Below are 16,120 nucleotides of genomic sequence, written 5' to 3'. Positions count from 1 at the left end.
TCATCGGGCGCATCTCCGTGGGAAATCGTGGCGGGCGGGAAATCCGGCGCCGGGTGGGAGGATGAAAATGGCTATTCAGGTGGCGCGGGCGATCCGGAGTTTGGCACAGTTGGCGGGCGGGGCCTCACTGATGGCCTTGGCGGTAGTGCCCGCCAGTGCGCAGGACAGCGCGGCGCCGGTCGAAGAGGATGCGATTGTCGTCACCGGCATCCGCGCTTCGCTCGAACAGGCGGCGGATATCAAGCGCGAGGCCGATCAGGTACTCGACGTCATCACCGCCGAGGATGTCGGCAAGCTGCCCGACGCCAACGTCGCCGAGGCGCTGCAGCGCGTCACCGGCGTCCAGATCACCCGCGTTTTCGGCGAAGGACAGTCGGTGTCGGTGCGCGGGCTGCAGCAGGTTCGTGTTGAGGTCGACGGACGCACGCTTCTCGGCTGGTCGGCGCGCCTGTCGCCGCCCGAGAACGACCAGCTCGGCCGCTCGTCGGGGCTCGACTCGGTGCCGTCGAGCCTGTTCGGCCGCCTCGAAGTGCGTAAATCGCCGCTGGCCAGCCAGGCCGAGGGCGGGCTCGGCGGCACGGTCAACCTCGTCACCCCCAAGCCGCTGTCGTTCAAGGAACCGACGATCTCGGTTCGCGCGCAGGGGGTCTATTCGGAAAATTCTGACAAGTTCGAACCGGCGATTACCGGTTTTGCGACGACCAAATTCGCCGACGGCCGCATCGGCGTCATGCTCGCGGGCGAATATCAGAAGCGCACCTCGACGACGCAGGCATTCGAACGCAACAACTTCCTCGATCGCAACTACACGGGCGGCGGGACGACGACCGTCCAGCAGACGCCGGTGCTGCTCCAATATGAACAATTCACCGTCGACCGCTCGCGGCTCGGGCTCAACGGCGCGATCCAGTTCGAGGTGACGCCCGAGTTCACGCTCACCGCCGACGCGCTCTATTCGAAACTCAAGACCGGGCGCCGCCAGGATTTCTTTGCCTTCCGTCTGCCCACCGGCACCAATCCGGTGACCAATGCCGTGGTCGACGACGGCATGGTGGTCGCGGGCAACGCCAACGGCACCGTCACTACCGCGGGACAGATCCGCAACGAACCGACCGAAAGCTTCCTCTATGGCCTCAACGGCAAATATGAAGGTGACAACGGGCTGACGATCGAGGCCGACGGCTATTACAGCAAGGGGACGATCGACCAGACGATCCAGATCATCACGCTGCAAGGCGCCGCCGCGGTGCCCGGCGCGTTCGATTTTCGCAACCAGACGGTCCCGTCGCTGACGCTCGGCGGGACATTCGATCCGACCGATTACGCCTCGTACAATCCCGCGAACAACGGCGTGCGCAGCAACCGCCTGCTCGGCCTGCTCGAGGAATGGACGGGCAAGCTCGACGTCAGCTACGAGGCCGGCAGCGGGGTCACGATCGCCGCAGGCGTGCGCTATACCGATCTCCATGCGCGCTCGAATGCCTTCCGCAGCCAGGTTACCCCGACCCGCGAGGAAATCGAACCCTATCTGAAGCTGGTCAATGCCGGCGATTTCCTCTCGGATATTCCGGGAGCTTCCCGCGCAGCTTCTTGAGCACAGCGCCGACCTTCGACTATGTCTTCACCCGCGCGCAGGCGGCCGAACCCAACCCCGATCCCAACGGGCGCTCGACCCTGCTGCCCAATCTCCAGCGCGACTATGATTTCAGCGAAAAGACGCTCGCGGGCTATCTGATGGTGTCGGGCGAGGGCGAGCTGGCCGGAGTCCCATATAAGGCCAACGCTGGCGTGCGCATCGCATCGACCCGCCTGTCGGTCGACTCCTACGTCAATGTCGGTGCAGTCAGCACGCTGCGCAACGACAAGAACCGCTATACCAACGTGCTGCCCAGCGCGAACATCGCCTTCAACGTCACCGACGATTTCCTCGTCCGCGTGTCGGGTTCGCAGACGATGCAGCGTGCCTCGATCGCCGACCTTGCGCCCTCGACCTTTTTCAATGCGACCAATTTGTCGGTCACCGGCGGCAATGTGAATCTCGAGCCGCCGATCGCCACGCAGGCCGATATCAGCTTCGAATATTATACGGGGAAAAGCTCGCTGATCTCGGGCGCCGTATTCTACAAGGACGTCAAGAATTTTATCGCGAGCTTCGTCACCAGCGGAATCGACACGACGCTCGACCCGCAGGGCCGCGAACTGACCTTCTCGCGTCCCGAAAATCTGGCGAGCGCTAAGATCAAGGGGTTCGAGATCGGCATCCAGCAGTTTATGGATTTCCTGCCCTCGCCGCTCGACGGTTTCGGCGTGATCGCTAACTACACCTATTCGGATGCCGAGGATAATGCCGGTTTCCCGCTCGTCGCGGTGTCGAAGAACAGCTACAACCTCGTCGGCCTGTATGAAAAGGGCCCCTTTTCGGCGCGCATCGCCTATAATTACCGCGACGAGGCGGTGTTCGAGTTTTCGCAAGGGCGACCGAGCTTCATCGGCGCGCGATCGCAGCTCGACGCGCAGGTCGGGCTCGACATCACGAAAAATATCGCGCTGTCGCTGCAGGCGCAGAATCTGCTGCCCAAGAAATCGGCGACGAGCGAATATAGCAATTTCAACACAACGGCGCTCAACAGCTACGCGTTGTCCGAGCGGCGTTTTTCGGTCGGCGTGCGCGCGAAATTCTAAAGAGGTCCCGGCATGACGGCGCCCCGCGATTCATTGGTCGTGCGCCGTCATGCCAACGGGCCCGTAAGGAGTATGACGGGTGAAGCTTTCGGTTGATCGGCGCGCGCGCCGCGTTTCGGTTGTGGCGCTGGGCGCGGCGCTGATTTTTCCCACTCAGGCGCAGCCGGCGAAATTGCCCAAGATCCTGTCGGACCCGGCGACCGCGGCGGCGAACCCGCTGCCCGATTTCAGCTATGCGGGCTATGGCTTCGGCCTTGCACCTCTTCCCGCAGATGCTGGGACGGTCATCGAGGTCACCGACCATGGCGCGATCCCCGACGACGGGCTCGACGATAGCAAGGCCGTGCTCCGCGCGCTCGCAGCCGCCAATGCGGTGAAGGGCAAGGTCACGCTGCGTTTCCCAAAGGGGCGTACGCAGATCACCGAGGTACTGCGCATCACGCGCAGCGACATCATTCTCGACGGCGCGGGCGATGGGCCGGGCGGCAGCGAACTCTGGTTCCCGCGCCCGCTCAAGCTGATCGACAAGAGCCACGATTATGACGAATTGCGCGCCTATCTGGTGCGCGAAAAAAAACAGCAGGTCGAACCCGAGCATAATATCGATTATCTTTTCACCGAATATACGTGGGCGGGCGGGATGATCTTTGTTGCGCCCGAGGGCAGCCGCCCGGTCTCCTACGACGGGACGAAAGATGTCCGCGATCCGGTGCTCGCAAATGGCGTATCGGGCAGGCAGTTCGGCCGGACGCTGACGGTCGACAATGCGGCGAAGCTCAAGGTCGGCGATGTCGTGCAGCTGCAATGGTTTTCGATCGACGGACCGAAGAGCAAGATTCTCGTATCGCTATACGGCGACACCGACCTGCCGATCGGTTCGCACCATTGGACCTTCCCGAACCGGCCGGTGGTCGCGCAGGCGACGCGGATCGTGGCGATCCGGGGCAAGACGGTGACGCTCGGCGACCCCTTGCTCCACGATGTCCGGGCCGATCAGCCTGCGGTGATCGCCGATTGGCGGCACCTGACCAATGTCGGCATCCAGAATCTGCGACTGCAATTCCCAGAGGCGCCGGCGTTCGGCCATCATCTGGAACAAGGTTATAACGGCGTCTATATGACCGGCGTGTTCGACGGCTGGATTCGCGGGCTGACGATCGACCGGGCGGACAGCGGCATCCTCACCGACAATGCGGCAAGCCTGACGATCGCCGGCATCAGGACGACGGGCGACCGCCGTGCGCATTATTCGGTGCATGTCGGCGCGGTCCACAATGTGCTGGTCAAGGATCTGAAGGTCGAAAATCCGGTCGTCCACCCGGTCAGCATCAATACGCGCTCGACGCGGTCGGTGTTCCTGCGCTCGTTCGTCTACGCGCAAGCGGTCATCGACCAGCACAGTGGGTCGAACCACCAGAATCTGTTCGACCAGGTCGAACTGCACATCGACCCGAAGCCGGGTAAGGACGGCTGGCATTATCAGCTCTGGGTCGGCGGCGGCGCGCCATATTGGAAACCCGGGCACGGGCTCTACAACACGCTGTGGAACGCGAAGCTGGTGATGCCGGGTAGCGTGCCCCCCGATGCGGCGGTCGCGATCACGAGCGGACTCGAAGGTCCGGGCGAACGGATCGTCGGGCTGCACGCGAACCGCAAGATCAGCGTAAGCTATAATCCAGCGCCCTATATCGAGGGGACGGGGCACGCCGTTGACGCTGTGCCCTCGCTCTACGACTATCAGCTCGCGCGCCGGCGGCGCTAAGGATCAGCGCCTCGGCGGCGCGGCGACCGACTGGCGTTCGACGAAAGTCGAGGCAAGAACATTGTCGTCGTCGCTCCCGCCCTTGGCGCCGGGGCCCAGAAAATCGGGGACCAGCGTCTGCGCGGCGCGGATGCCCATCTCGCGGATCGGCCAGCGCACCGTGCTGAGCGCGGGCCAGATATGCGTTGCGGTTGGGCTGTCGTCGAAACCGATGATCGACAGTTCGCCGGGCACCTTGATGCCCTTGCCATGCGCGACGCTCATCACCCCCGCCGCCATCTCGTCGTTCGAGCAAAAGACCGCGGTCGGCGGCGCGGACAGCGATAGCAGTGCCTCGCCCGCCTCGATCCCGGCGGTGTAGCGATAGTTGCCCGGCGCGAAAAATTCGGCAGGAAGGTCGAGCCCCGCCTCGGCGAGCGCCTCGCGGAACCCCTCCTCTCGCTCCGCGGCCGAGCGGAAGCCGACGGGACCACGCACGAAGCCGATGCGGCGATGGCCGAGCGCGACCAGCCCGCGCACCGCTTCGGCGACGACTTCGCGGTCGTTTGACGAGATGCAATGTTTCGTATCGTCGATCCGCGCCGAGCCGATGCGGATATAGCGTACGCCGAGGTCCTCGCAGAGGGCCGCGAGATCGTCATTCTCCGAAATCGGCGGCAGCAGCATCGCGCCGATCGGACGCTGCTTTTCGAGGAAGGTGCGGACATCGTCGAGCATCTTGTCCGACCCGCGGTCGACCGGGCGGACGAGCAGCGCGAGGTCGCTGTCCTTGATCGCGTCAAGGACGCCGCGCTGGAAATTGAGCACTGTCTGCGCATTCGGATTGTCGTGGAGCAGCGCGATCAGGAAGTTGCGGCGAAAGGCAAGCGCGCGCGCCTGCGGATTGGGGACGAAGCCCAGCTGTTCGATCGCCTTTTCGACCGTCGCGCGCGTTTTCTCGGTCAGAAATTCCGAGCGGTTGATGACCCGGCTGACAGTCTTTTTCGAAACCCCGGCAAGCGCCGCCACGTCATTGATCGTCGGCTGCTTGCCCCCCGGCCCCTTGCCTGGCCCCTTGTCCTGTGACGCCATATTCCGTCTTTCCCCTGCAAGCCCCTGGCCAGGCTCGCGCTTTCCATGCTGATGGGCGCTCGATCAGCTAAAATCAACCGCCCGACGGGGGTGTCAACACCTCTTGACACCGGTTACCATCAAATCTAGCAAGGCCACAAGCCCGAAATCTTGAGCGAGGATGCCCCCATGTTTTCGAAGACCTATTACGCCACCCATCCCGTGATGATGGAGGAGGTGTCGAACGCCGAACTGCGCGATCGCTATCTGATCCAGAACCTGTTCCGTACAGGTGAGTGCGTCCTCAACTATACGCACGCCGACCGTTTCGTGATCGGCGGCGTTGCCATCGGCAGTGCGCCGGTCAAGCTGCCCGCCCAGACCGAGCCGCCTTCGGCCGCGGGCCACCCGTTCCTTGAACGCCGCGAACTCGCGATCGTCAATGTTTCGGCGGTGGAAGGCACCGTCACGGTCGACGGCGAAAGCTTCACGCTCGGCAACAAAGATTGCCTCTATGTGACGATGGGCGCCAAGGACGTCGAGTTCGCGGGCGAAGGCGCACGCTATTATCTGGCGTCGTGCCCCGCGCACAAGGCGTTCACGACGCGCAAGCTGGGTATCGCCGATGCCAATGCGCTCGACCGCGGCAGCCTCGCCGAATCGAACGAGCGCACAATTTACCAGCTCGTCATCCCCGGCGTGTGCGACAGCGCGCAGCTCGTGATGGGCCTCACCGTGCTCAAGGAAGGCAGCGTTTGGAACACGATGCCGCCGCACATCCACGAGCGCCGCAGCGAGATCTATTTCTATTTCGAGCTCGACAATGTCGACACCGACCGCGTCATGCACTTCATGGGAGAGGGCGAGGCGACGCGCCACATCGTCATGCAGAACGAGGAAGCGGTGATCTCGCCGCCCTGGTCGATCCACATGGGTGCGGGCACCAAATCCTATGCTTTCATCTGGGCGATGGCGGGCGAGAATCAGGATTATACCGACATGAACGTCCTCGATATCTGCCAGCTGAGCTAGAGCCGCCCTTGCCGCTTTCGTCATCCCGGACTTGATCCGGGATCCATTGGCGAAGGGAGTGCATCAGATCATGGACCCCGGATCAGGTCCGGGGTGACGAGGATAGACGAACGATGCAACTATTCGACCTGACAGGCAAAGTCGCGCTGGTCACCGGCGCCAACACCGGCATCGGACAGGGGATCGCGCTCGCGCTCGCCGGGGCGGGCGCCGATGTCGCCGCCGCAGGCCGCTCGCCCGCCGACGAAACCGTCGGCAAGGTTCGCGGGCTCGGCCGCCGGGCCAAGAATTTCGCCGCCGACCTGTCGAGCGTCGGCGCGGTGCAACCGCTCGTCGACGCGGTACTCGCCGAGTTCGGGCGCATCGACATCCTCGTCAACAACGCCGGCATCATCCGCCGCGCCGATGCGGTCGACTTCACCGAGGCCGATTGGGATGCGGTGATGGACACCAATCTGAAGACGCTCTTCTTCCTCTGCCAAGGCGTGGGCCGTCACATGATCGCGCGCGGTTCTGGCAAGATCATCAACATCGCCTCGATGCTGACCTTTCAGGGTGGCATTCGCGTGCCGAGCTATACTGCGTCGAAATCGGGGGTCGGCGGGCTTACCAAGCTGCTCGCGAACGAATGGGCGGCAAAGGGCGTGCAGGTCAATGCGATCGCGCCGGGTTATATCGCAACGAACAACACCGCCGCGCTTCAGGGCGACGAGACGCGCAACCGCCAGATCATGGAGCGCATCCCGGCGGGTCGCTGGGGCGATCCGGCCGACATCGGCGGCGCCGCGGTGTTCTTGGCGTCCTCGGCGTCGGACTATGTGCAGGGTCATATCCTCGCGGTCGATGGCGGCTGGCTGGCGCGATAACGATAATGGATCGCCCTCCGCGACAAAAAGGGGGTGAGCGGGGAGTGAAATGACCGAAGGCCGCCTTGTCTTTTTCGGCGAACTGCTGATCCGCCTGACCGCGCCCGGTAACGAGCTGCTCATGCAGTCGTCATCGTTGTCGCTCCACGTCGGCGGTGCCGAGGCGAATGTCGCGATCGGGCTCGCGCATCTGGGCCACGACTGCGCGATGATCAGCAAGGTTCCTTCGAACGCACTGGGCCGCGGTGCGGTGGCGGCGGTGCGCGGCGCGGGCGTCGATTGCACCGCCGTCACGCTTCATCGGGGGCGCATGGGCCTCTATTTCCTGAGCGTGGGCGCCGGGCTCCGGGCTTCGGAGATCGTCTATGATCGTACCGGGTCGAGCTTTGCGGCGACGGGACCCGAGGATTATGACTTCGATCGCCTGCTCGCGGGCGCCAGCCTGCTCCACCTCTCTGGAATCACCCCCGCGCTCGGTCCGCGTTCGGCCGACGCCGCGCTCGCCGCAGCGCGCGCGGCGAAGCGGCTCAGGGTGCCGATCAGCTTCGACGGCAATTACCGCGCGATGCTGTGGGAGGCGTGGGACAGCGACCCGCGTTCGGTTCTGACGGAATTGATCGGCAACGCCGACATTTTGTTCGGCAACCACCGCGACCTGTCGCTGGTGCTGGGCAAGGCGTTCAGCGGCGATGGCGAAGACCGGCGGCGCGAGGCAGCCGAGGCCGGTTTCGCGGCTTTTCCCGGCCTCCGGCTCATCGCATCGACCGCGCGGCACACCGTTACCGCCGACCATCACCGCATCGCGGCGCGCGTCGACCTTCGCGATGCTTGCCACCAGACCGCCGAAATCGACGTCACCGGCATCGTCGACCGGATCGGTGCCGGCGATGCCTTTGCTGCTGGGGTGCTGCACGCGTATCGCTCGGGCGGCGATGCCGGGGCGATGGCCCAAAGCGGCCTCGCTCTCACCTGCCTCAAACATTCGCTGCCGGGCGACGCGAGCCGTTTCGGGCAGACCGATATCGATGCGTTTCATGGCGGCGGGCTCGATGTCCGGCGATAGGTGGACGCGGCGGACGCGGCTGACCGCAGGCGCGGCTTCTACGGCGGCGCTTATTCGACCGGCAGCGTTACCGATCCCGCCGATGTCGGGGGTCCCGGCGTTTCGATCGCCGCCTTCAGCGACCCAAGACCGTCGGCCGCGTGGGTCGTGACGCGCTATAACTGGCCGTTGCGTCCGCGCGGCATTTGCGCCGCCGGGCCGACCGCACCGGGGAAAGGAAATTTGTCGTACATCTGATATCCGCTTGCTTTTGACACCGGTGTCTCTTACACCCTGCCGCGGAAGAGGGAAATGAGAAAGATGCTGGCGACAAGCGATCAACAGAATGTGGCGCGTGCATTGATCGACGCGCGTGCGGGAAAGACACCGCTTACCGCCTATCCCGGCGCGATGCCACAGACGATGGCCGACGCCTATGCGATCCAGGACAGCGCGATCGCCTATGATGGTCGCCGCATCGGCGGGTGGAAGGTCGGGCGAATCGCCCCCGACCTCGTCGATCGTTATGGCGGCAACCGCCTGACCGGACCGATCTTCGCCGACGAGATTTTCGATGGCGCCGACGAACCGGCGATGCCCGTCTATGCCGGCGGCTTTGCCGCGGCCGAGGCTGAGATACTTCTGTGCTTCGGCGACGTCGGCACAGGCGATTATGATATCGACAGCGTAAAGGGCTGTATCGCCGACGTCCGCACCGGCATCGAGATCGCAAGCTCGCCCTTTCCCGAAATCAACCGCCACGGTCCCGCGGTCACCGCGTCGGATTTTGGTAATAACAAGGGGCTGATCCTCGGCTCGTCGATCGCCGGCTGGCAGGACGCCGACCTGATCCGCATGCCGGTCGAAATGGCGATCGACGGCGAGACGGTGGGCGCGGCGACGATGGAGGCCATGCTCGACGGTCCGTTCGGATCGGCGCTGTTCCTGATCGAAATCCTGCGCGCGCGCGGTATCGCGATCCCGCCGGGGACCTGGGTGTCGGCGGGCGCGATCACCGGCATCCATGAAATCAGGCCCGGCCAACGCGCCGAAGCGCTGTTCGACGGAAAAATCCGCGTCGGCTGCTCGATCAAAAGCTACTAAAGCAAAATTACGGGAGAGGATTATGGCACAGGCATTCGCGGACGGAGGGACGGCGGCGCCGGTGCCGAAGTCGGGGCGTTACCGCTGGCTGATCGTCGCTGTGCTCTTTGCCGCGACCACGGTCAACTATATCGACCGCACCATGCTCGGCCTGCTCGCCCCGACGCTCGGGACTGAGCTGGGTTGGAGCGAGAATGACTATGGCAACATCGTCACCGCCTTCCAGGCCGCCTATGCCTTGGGCTTTCTTCTCATGGGCTGGCTGATCGACCGCTTCGGGCCCAAGGTCGGCTATGCGATCGCCATCTCGACCTGGACCGTCGGCCATATCGCACACGGTTTCGCGTCGTCGGTCGTCTCCTTCATGATGGCGCGGGTCATCCTTGGGGTTGGCGAGGCGGGGCATTTCCCGTCGGTCGTCCGCGCGTCGAGCGAATGGTTCCCGCAAAAGGAACGCTCCTACGCGATCGGCTGGGTCAACAGCGCGACGACGATCGGCGTGATCCTGACCGCGCCGACGATCGCGCTGTTCATGGTCTGGATGGGCTTCGACTGGCGCGAGACCTTCATCTACACAGGGGCTTTCGGGGTCCTGCTGCTGATTCTCTGGCTCTGGCTCTACAGCAACCCGCGCGAAAGCGGGAAGGTCAGCGACGCCGAACTCGCATGGATCGAGCATGATCCGCCCGAAAAGATCGAGCGCCTCGGCTGGGGCGCGATCGTCACCAAGCGCGAAGCCTGGGCCTATTCGATCGGCAAGTTCCTCACCGATCCGGTCTGGTTCCTGATGCTGTTCTGGCTGCCCAAATATTTCAGCACCACCTATGATGTCGATTTGAAGGTCGTCTTGCTGCCGATGATCATCATGTATCTGCTGTCCGACGTCGGCAGCATCCTCGGCGGCTGGGTGTCGTCGAAGCTGATCCAGTCGGGGCACAGCGTCAATTTCGCGCGCAAGGCGACGATGCTCGGCGCAGGCTGCTGCGTGCTGCCTTTGCTGTTCGTCTCGGGGCTCGACAATATGTGGCTCGCGGTGGTGCTGATTGGCATCGCGCTCGCCGGGCACCAGGCCTTTTCGTCGACGATCCTGTCGATCCCGCCCGACATGTTCCCGAAACGCGCGGTCGGTTCGGTGATCGGGCTCGGCGGTTTCATGGGCGGCGTTGGCGGCATGATCATGGCGAAATCGACCGGGCTCGTGCTCGACGCGACCGGTGGCAATTATACGCTCATCTTCGCCGCCTGCACCACCGTCTATTTCCTCGCGGTGTTCGCGGTCCATATCCTCAGCCCGCGCCTCGCGCCGGTCACCGTCGAAAGCGCAAAATAGCGCCATGCCGCGCCCGTTGCTGCTCTCCCCCGACCGCCTCTTTCCGTCCGATCCGGCGCAGCGCGACATCGCGCGCCGGCTCTACAGGGAGGTGGCCGGGCTGCCGATCGTCAGCCCGCACGGGCACACCGACCCGAGCTGGTTCGCGGGCAATGCGCCTTTCGGCAATGCGGCCGAGCTGCTGCTGCATCCCGATCACTATGTTTTCCGGATGCTCTATTCGCAGGGCATATCGCTGGACGCCCTCGGCATCCGGAACGCCGCGGCGGACCCGCGCGAGAGCTGGCGGCTGTTCGCGCAGAATTATCACCTGTTTCGCGGTACCCCGAGCCGCATGTGGATGGACTGGGTGTTCGCCGAAGCCTTCGGCTTCGAGGTGCAATTTTCGGCCGAGACGTCGGATCTCTATTACGACCGGATCACCGAAGCGCTCGCGACCGATGCCTTCCGCCCGCGCGCCTTGTTCGACCGTTTCGGGATCGAGGTGATCGCGACGACCGAAGGCCCGCTCGACACGCTCGAACATCATGCCGTGATCCGCGCCGCCAATGCCAGCGGCGAATGGGCGGGGCGCGTCATCACCGCCTATCGCCCCGACCCGGTGATCGATCCCGAGTTCGAAGGCTTTCGCGATAATCTGAAGCGCTTCTCCGATCTGTCGGGCGAAGACGCCTTCTCCTATGCCGGCTATCTCGCCGCGCACCGAGGTCGCCGCGCCTTCTTCGCCGAAATGGGCGCGACCTCGACCGATCATGGTCACCCCACCGCCGCGACCGCCGACCTGTCGGTCGCGGAGGCCGAGGCGCTGTTCGATCGTGTCACCGGCGCCGAAGTCAGCGCCGCCGATGCCGAGCTGTTCCGCGCGCATATGCTGACGGTGATGGCGGGGATGAGCCTCGATGACGGGCTGGTGATGCAGATCCACCCCGGCGCCTTCCGCAACCACAACCGCTGGCTGTTCACCCATTACGGCCGCGACAAGGGCGCCGATATCCCGACCGCGACCGACTATGTCCATGCGCTGCGCCCGTTGCTCGGACGCTATGGCAATGAAGCGGCGCTGACGATCATCCTCTTCACCCTCGACGAGACGAGCTATGCTCGCGAACTGGCGCCGCTCGCCGGCCATTATCCGGCGCTGAAGCTTGGCCCTGCGTGGTGGTTCCACGACAGCCCCGAAGGAATGCGGAGGTTCCGCAGCCAGATGACCGAGACCGCGGGCTTCTACAACACGGTGGGCTTCAACGACGACACGCGCGCTTTCCTGTCGATCCCCGCGCGCCACGACGTCGCGCGCCGCATCGACTGCGGCTTTCTGGCCGGGCTCGTCGCCGAGCACCGGATGGAAGAATGGGAGGCCGCCGAACTCGCGGCCGACCTCAGCTACAATCTCGCCAAGGCCGCGTACAAGCTGTGAGGCTGTCGGCTGAAGCGCCGATCCCGGCGTCGGTGCAGGCGCCGGGTTACGACCGCGCGGCGCAGGCGGCGGGTATCGTCCATATCGGCATCGGCGCGTTCCACCGCGCGCATCTGGCGGTCTATACCGACGATGCGATGGCCGCAGGCGACCGCGACTGGGGCATCATCGGCGTGTCGCTCCGCTCTCCCAACGTCGCCGCGCAGTTGAACCCGCAAGACGGGCTGTACACCGTCAGCGCGCGCAGCGCCGCAGGGACCGGGTTGCGCCTGATCGGCGCGGTGCAAAGAGTGCTCGTCGCGGCTGACGACCCGCAAGCCGTGATCGACGCCATCGCCGCGCCGACGACGCATATCGTCAGCTTCACCGTCACCGAGAAGGGCTATCTGCGTGGTCCCGACGGCGCGCTCGATCTGGATGCGGCCAAGGGCGTGTCGAGCCTCTATCGCTTCGTCGGCGCCGGACTTGCCACGCGCAAGGCGGCGGGCTTGCCGGGGCTGACCTTGCTCAGCTGCGACAATCTCGCGAACAATGGCACGGTGCTGCGCCGGCTGATGCGCGAATATCTCGCCTCGGACCATCCGGATCTCGTCGACTGGTTCGACGCGCAGTGTCGCGTCCCCGCGACGATGATCGACCGCATCGTCCCCGCGACGACCGACGCCGACCGGGCGACCATCGAATCCGCGCTTGGCGCGCGCGACGAGGGCGCGGTGGTCACCGAAGCCTTCAGCCAGTGGGTGATCGAGGATGATTTCGCCGGCCCGCGCCCGCGCTGGGAGAATGTCGGCGCCGAACTCGTTGCCGACGTCGCGCCGTACGAAACGGCGAAGCTGCGCATGCTCAACGGCGCGCACTCGGCGCTGGCCTATATCGGGCTGGGGAAAGGACATGACTATGTCCATAAGGCGATACTCGACCCCGAAATTCGCCCGCTCATCGAACGACTGATGCGCGATGAAGCCGCGCCGACGATCGACGCCGCGCCGGGACAGGATCTGGCGGGCTATGCCGATGCGCTGCTCGACCGCTTCGCCAATCCCGCACTCGACCACCGGCTGATCCAGATCGCGATGGACGGCAGCCAGAAGATCCCGCAGCGCTGGCTCGAAACGCTGGCGTGGCATCAGCGGCGCGGGGCGCGCTGCCCATCGATCGAAGCTGCGATCGCGGCGTGGATCGCCTTCTTGCGGAGTGACCATCCGGTCGACGACCCGCTAGGCGACAAGCTGCGGGCCGCAGCAGCAGGCCCCTACGCGATCGAGCGGATATTCGGCGACGGGGGGCTGGTCGCGTCGGCGTGGCGTCCGGCCTAGGCCGGCACCAGCAATCCCCTGCTCTCCCTTACCTCGCCGTCCAGCCATTCGATAAACGCGCGGATGCGCGGTTGCGGTGCGACGTCGCGGTGGAGCGCGAGCCAAAAGGCGCGCGCGATCGCCTGATCGGGCCGCACGCGCACCAGCCCGGGATCGCCTGCGGCGAGGAAGCAGGGGAGCACGCCGACTCCCGCGCCGCCTGCGATCATCCGTCGTTGCGCGAGGATCGACGACGAACGCACCGTCGCGCGCAGCCCCGGCTCGATCTCGCCCAGATAGTCGAGTTCGGGCGCGTAGAGGATGTCGGGCATATAGCCGATGACGGGGATGCCGGTGCGCAACAGCGGCGCAGCGGCGACCGCTTCGTGCCAGTCGGGCCGGTCGGCCGGTGCGTAAATGCCGAGGCTGTAGTCGGAAAGTTTGCGCGTGATCAGCGGGCCCTTGCGTGGCCGCGCGAGCAGCACCGCCATATCGGCTTCGCGCCGCGACGGATTCAAAAAGCCCGATGAGGCGACAAGGTCGATCTCGAGCTCGGGATGCGCCGCGACGAAGCGCCCGAGCCGCGGCGCGATGAAACTGTTGCCGAAACCTTCCGACACGCTCACCCGCAATTGCCCCGACAATCCCGACCCGCCTGCGCGTACCGAATGGATGCGCGCCGCTGCCGCCGCCATCGCTTCGGCGTGTGGAACGAGCGCCCGGCCTGCTGCGGTCAGAACGAAACCCGTCGGCGTGCGTTCGAACAAGGTCTGGCCGAGCGAGGCCTCGAGCGCGCTGACGCGGCGGCTCACGGTCGTCGCATCGACTTGCAACGCCGCCCCGGCGCGCGCGAGGGTGCCGTGGCGCGCGACGAACAGGAAATATTGCAGCCTATCCCAGTCCATAAGCTGCAAATATGCAGGATAATCCTGCAAGTCTATCCCTTGCAATCGCCTCGCAACTCGGCTGTTGCAACGACAACATCTTATGGGAGACTCGGATATGCGACAGATCGACCATCATATCGCCGGCGGCGCGGGGGGCGGCAGCCGCTTCGGCGATGTCCTCGACCCGAATAATGGCGGCGTACAGGCGCAGGTCGCGCTCGGCGATCGCGCTATCCTCGACCGTGCCGTCACCGCCGCCAAGGCCGCACAGCCCGCCTGGGCCGCGACCAACCCGCAGCGCCGTGCGCGCGTGATGTTCGAATTCAAGCGCCTCGTCGAAGCGAACATGAACCAGCTCGCCGAAATGCTCTCGGCTGAACATGGCAAGGTGATCGCGGACTCGAAGGGCGACATCCAGCGCGGGCTCGAAGTCATCGAATTCTGCTGCGGCATCCCGCATGTTCTGAAGGGTGAATATACGCAGGGCGCGGGGCCCGGCATCGATGTCTATTCGATGCGCCAGCCGATCGGCATCGGGGCGGGCATCACCCCGTTCAACTTCCCCGCGATGATCCCGCTGTGGATGGGCGGCGTCGCGACCGCGACGGGCAATGCCTTCATCCTGAAACCCAGCGAGCGCGACCCGTCGGTGCCAGTCCGCCTGTCGGAACTCTTCCTCGAGGCCGGGATGCCCGAAGGCATTTTCCAGACCGTCCACGGCGACAAGGAAATGGTCGACGCGATCCTCGACCATCCCGATATCGGCGCGGTCAGCTTCGTCGGCTCGTCGGATATCGCGCATTATGTCTACAACCGCGGCGTCGCGAACGGCAAGCGCGTGCAGGCGATGGGCGGCGCGAAGAACCATGGCATCGTGATGCCCGATGCCGATCTCGACCAGGTCGTGAACGACCTCACCGGCGCCGCCTTCGGCTCGGCGGGCGAGCGCTGCATGGCGCTGCCGGTCGTCGTTCCCGTCGGCGAGGACACCGCGAACCGCCTCCGCGAAAAACTCGTCCCCGCGATCGAGGCGCTGCGCGTCGGCGTGTCGACCGATGCCGAGGCGCATTACGGCCCTGTCGTGACGCAGGCGCATAAGGAAAAGGTCGAAGGCTGGATCGCGAAATGCGCCGACGAAGGCGCCGAGCTCGTCGTCGACGGCCGCGGCTTCACCTTGCAGGGCCATGAAAAAGGCTTCTTCGTCGGGCCGACCCTGTTCGACCATGTCACGACCGACATGGAAAGCTACAAGGAAGAAATCTTCGGCCCGGTGCTCCAGATCGTCCGCGCCCCCGATTTCGAGACCGCGCTCGAACTGCCGTCGAAGCACCAATATGGCAACGGCGTCGCGATCTTCACCCGCAACGGCCACGCGGCGCGCGAATTCGCCGCGCGCGTCAATGTCGGGATGGTCGGCATCAACGTGCCGATCCCGGTGCCCGTCGCTTATCACAGCTTCGGCGGCTGGAAGCGTTCGGCGTTCGGCGACACCAACCAGCACGGCATGGAAGGCGTGAAATTCTGGACCAAGGTCAAGACCGTTACCGCGCGCTGGCCCGACGGGTCGCCCGACGGCGGCAACGCCTTCGTCATTCCGACGATGGGTTGATCGGCACGCGCCGATGAAACCCATGCGCCGGGTCGGACATTTCT

The 16,120-nt window shown here is 64.9% G+C and carries 14 protein-coding genes; 12 read left to right on the top strand and 2 right to left on the bottom strand.

Annotated elements, in window-relative coordinates; all coding sequences use genetic code 11:
• Positions 1 to 130 precede the first annotated feature (130 nt).
• From ATE71_RS11595 to ATE71_RS11585, 3 genes are all read left to right on the top strand, one after another.
• On the top strand, positions 131 to 1,594 hold the full coding sequence (locus ATE71_RS11595) for a TonB-dependent receptor plug domain-containing protein (protein WP_058803462.1): 1,464 nt from the start codon (positions 131 to 133) through the stop codon (positions 1,592 to 1,594).
• On the top strand, positions 1,591 to 2,682 hold the full coding sequence (locus tag ATE71_RS11590; protein ID WP_058803461.1) for a TonB-dependent receptor domain-containing protein: 1,092 nt from the start codon (positions 1,591 to 1,593) through the stop codon (positions 2,680 to 2,682). The genes ATE71_RS11595 and ATE71_RS11590 overlap by 4 nt, the downstream gene beginning before the upstream one ends.
• Before the next feature lie 79 nt (positions 2,683 to 2,761).
• A complete protein-coding gene (locus ATE71_RS11585) occupies positions 2,762 to 4,444 on the top strand; it encodes a hypothetical protein (RefSeq protein WP_058803460.1) in 1,683 nt (560 codons plus the stop codon).
• A gap of 3 nt (positions 4,445 to 4,447) precedes the next feature.
• Here the strand turns inward: ATE71_RS11585 and ATE71_RS11580 are convergent, their stop codons facing one another.
• The gene (locus ATE71_RS11580) at positions 4,448 to 5,515 is read right to left on the bottom strand and encodes a LacI family DNA-binding transcriptional regulator (protein ID WP_058803459.1); all 1,068 of its coding nucleotides are present in this window, start codon (positions 5,513 to 5,515) and stop codon (positions 4,448 to 4,450) included.
• 168 nt (positions 5,516 to 5,683) lie between these two features.
• Between ATE71_RS11580 and kduI the strand changes: the two genes are divergently transcribed.
• The 8 genes from kduI to ATE71_RS11540 all read left to right on the top strand — a co-directional run bounded on the left by kduI (position 5,684) and on the right by ATE71_RS11540 (position 13,601).
• On the top strand, positions 5,684 to 6,526 hold the full coding sequence (gene kduI, locus ATE71_RS11575) for a 5-dehydro-4-deoxy-D-glucuronate isomerase (protein WP_058803458.1): 843 nt from the start codon (positions 5,684 to 5,686) through the stop codon (positions 6,524 to 6,526).
• Between the two features lie 113 nt (positions 6,527 to 6,639).
• The gene (gene kduD / locus ATE71_RS11570) at positions 6,640 to 7,392 is read left to right on the top strand and encodes a 2-dehydro-3-deoxy-D-gluconate 5-dehydrogenase KduD (protein WP_058803457.1); all 753 of its coding nucleotides are present in this window, start codon (positions 6,640 to 6,642) and stop codon (positions 7,390 to 7,392) included.
• 49 nt (positions 7,393 to 7,441) lie between these two features.
• On the top strand, positions 7,442 to 8,455 hold the full coding sequence (locus ATE71_RS11565) for a sugar kinase (protein WP_058803456.1): 1,014 nt from the start codon (positions 7,442 to 7,444) through the stop codon (positions 8,453 to 8,455).
• Positions 8,456 to 8,692, top strand: coding sequence for a hypothetical protein (locus ATE71_RS11560; RefSeq protein WP_058803455.1), 237 nt, complete (start codon positions 8,456 to 8,458; stop codon positions 8,690 to 8,692).
• Between the two features lie 54 nt (positions 8,693 to 8,746).
• Positions 8,747 to 9,538 carry a 2-keto-4-pentenoate hydratase gene (locus ATE71_RS11555; RefSeq protein ID WP_321164277.1) on the top strand — a complete coding sequence of 264 codons (792 nt, stop codon included), beginning with the start codon at positions 8,747 to 8,749 and terminating at the stop codon, positions 9,536 to 9,538.
• Positions 9,539 to 9,560: 22 nt separating this feature from the next.
• The gene (locus ATE71_RS11550) at positions 9,561 to 10,868 is read left to right on the top strand and encodes an MFS transporter (RefSeq protein WP_058803453.1); all 1,308 of its coding nucleotides are present in this window, start codon (positions 9,561 to 9,563) and stop codon (positions 10,866 to 10,868) included.
• A 4-nt stretch (positions 10,869 to 10,872) separates the two neighbouring features.
• Positions 10,873 to 12,285 carry a glucuronate isomerase gene (gene uxaC / locus ATE71_RS11545; RefSeq protein ID WP_058803452.1) on the top strand — a complete coding sequence of 471 codons (1,413 nt, stop codon included), beginning with the start codon at positions 10,873 to 10,875 and terminating at the stop codon, positions 12,283 to 12,285.
• Positions 12,282 to 13,601: a mannitol dehydrogenase family protein gene (locus ATE71_RS11540; protein ID WP_235587989.1), complete on the top strand. Its 1,320-nt coding sequence runs from the start codon at positions 12,282 to 12,284 to the stop codon at positions 13,599 to 13,601. Before uxaC ends, ATE71_RS11540 begins: the two co-directional genes overlap by 4 nt.
• On the opposite strand, the gene ATE71_RS11535 is transcribed toward ATE71_RS11540, so the two are convergent.
• A complete protein-coding gene (locus ATE71_RS11535) occupies positions 13,598 to 14,485 on the bottom strand; it encodes a LysR family transcriptional regulator (RefSeq protein WP_058803451.1) in 888 nt (295 codons plus the stop codon). The two genes, ATE71_RS11540 and ATE71_RS11535, sit on opposite strands and share 4 nt — an antisense overlap.
• Before the next feature lie 97 nt (positions 14,486 to 14,582).
• Here ATE71_RS11535 and ATE71_RS11530 point away from each other — a divergent pair, with 97 nt between their 5' ends.
• Entirely contained in the window at positions 14,583 to 16,076 is a 1,494-nt protein-coding gene (locus tag ATE71_RS11530) for a CoA-acylating methylmalonate-semialdehyde dehydrogenase (protein WP_058803450.1), read from the top strand.
• Positions 16,077 to 16,120 lie beyond the last annotated feature (44 nt).

The organism is Sphingopyxis sp. H115, assembly GCF_001468465.1.
Lineage (GTDB): Bacteria > Pseudomonadota > Alphaproteobacteria > Sphingomonadales > Sphingomonadaceae > Sphingopyxis.
The sequence above is the reverse complement of the archived record's forward strand: the minus strand, read 5'-3'. Positions and strand labels throughout refer to the sequence as shown.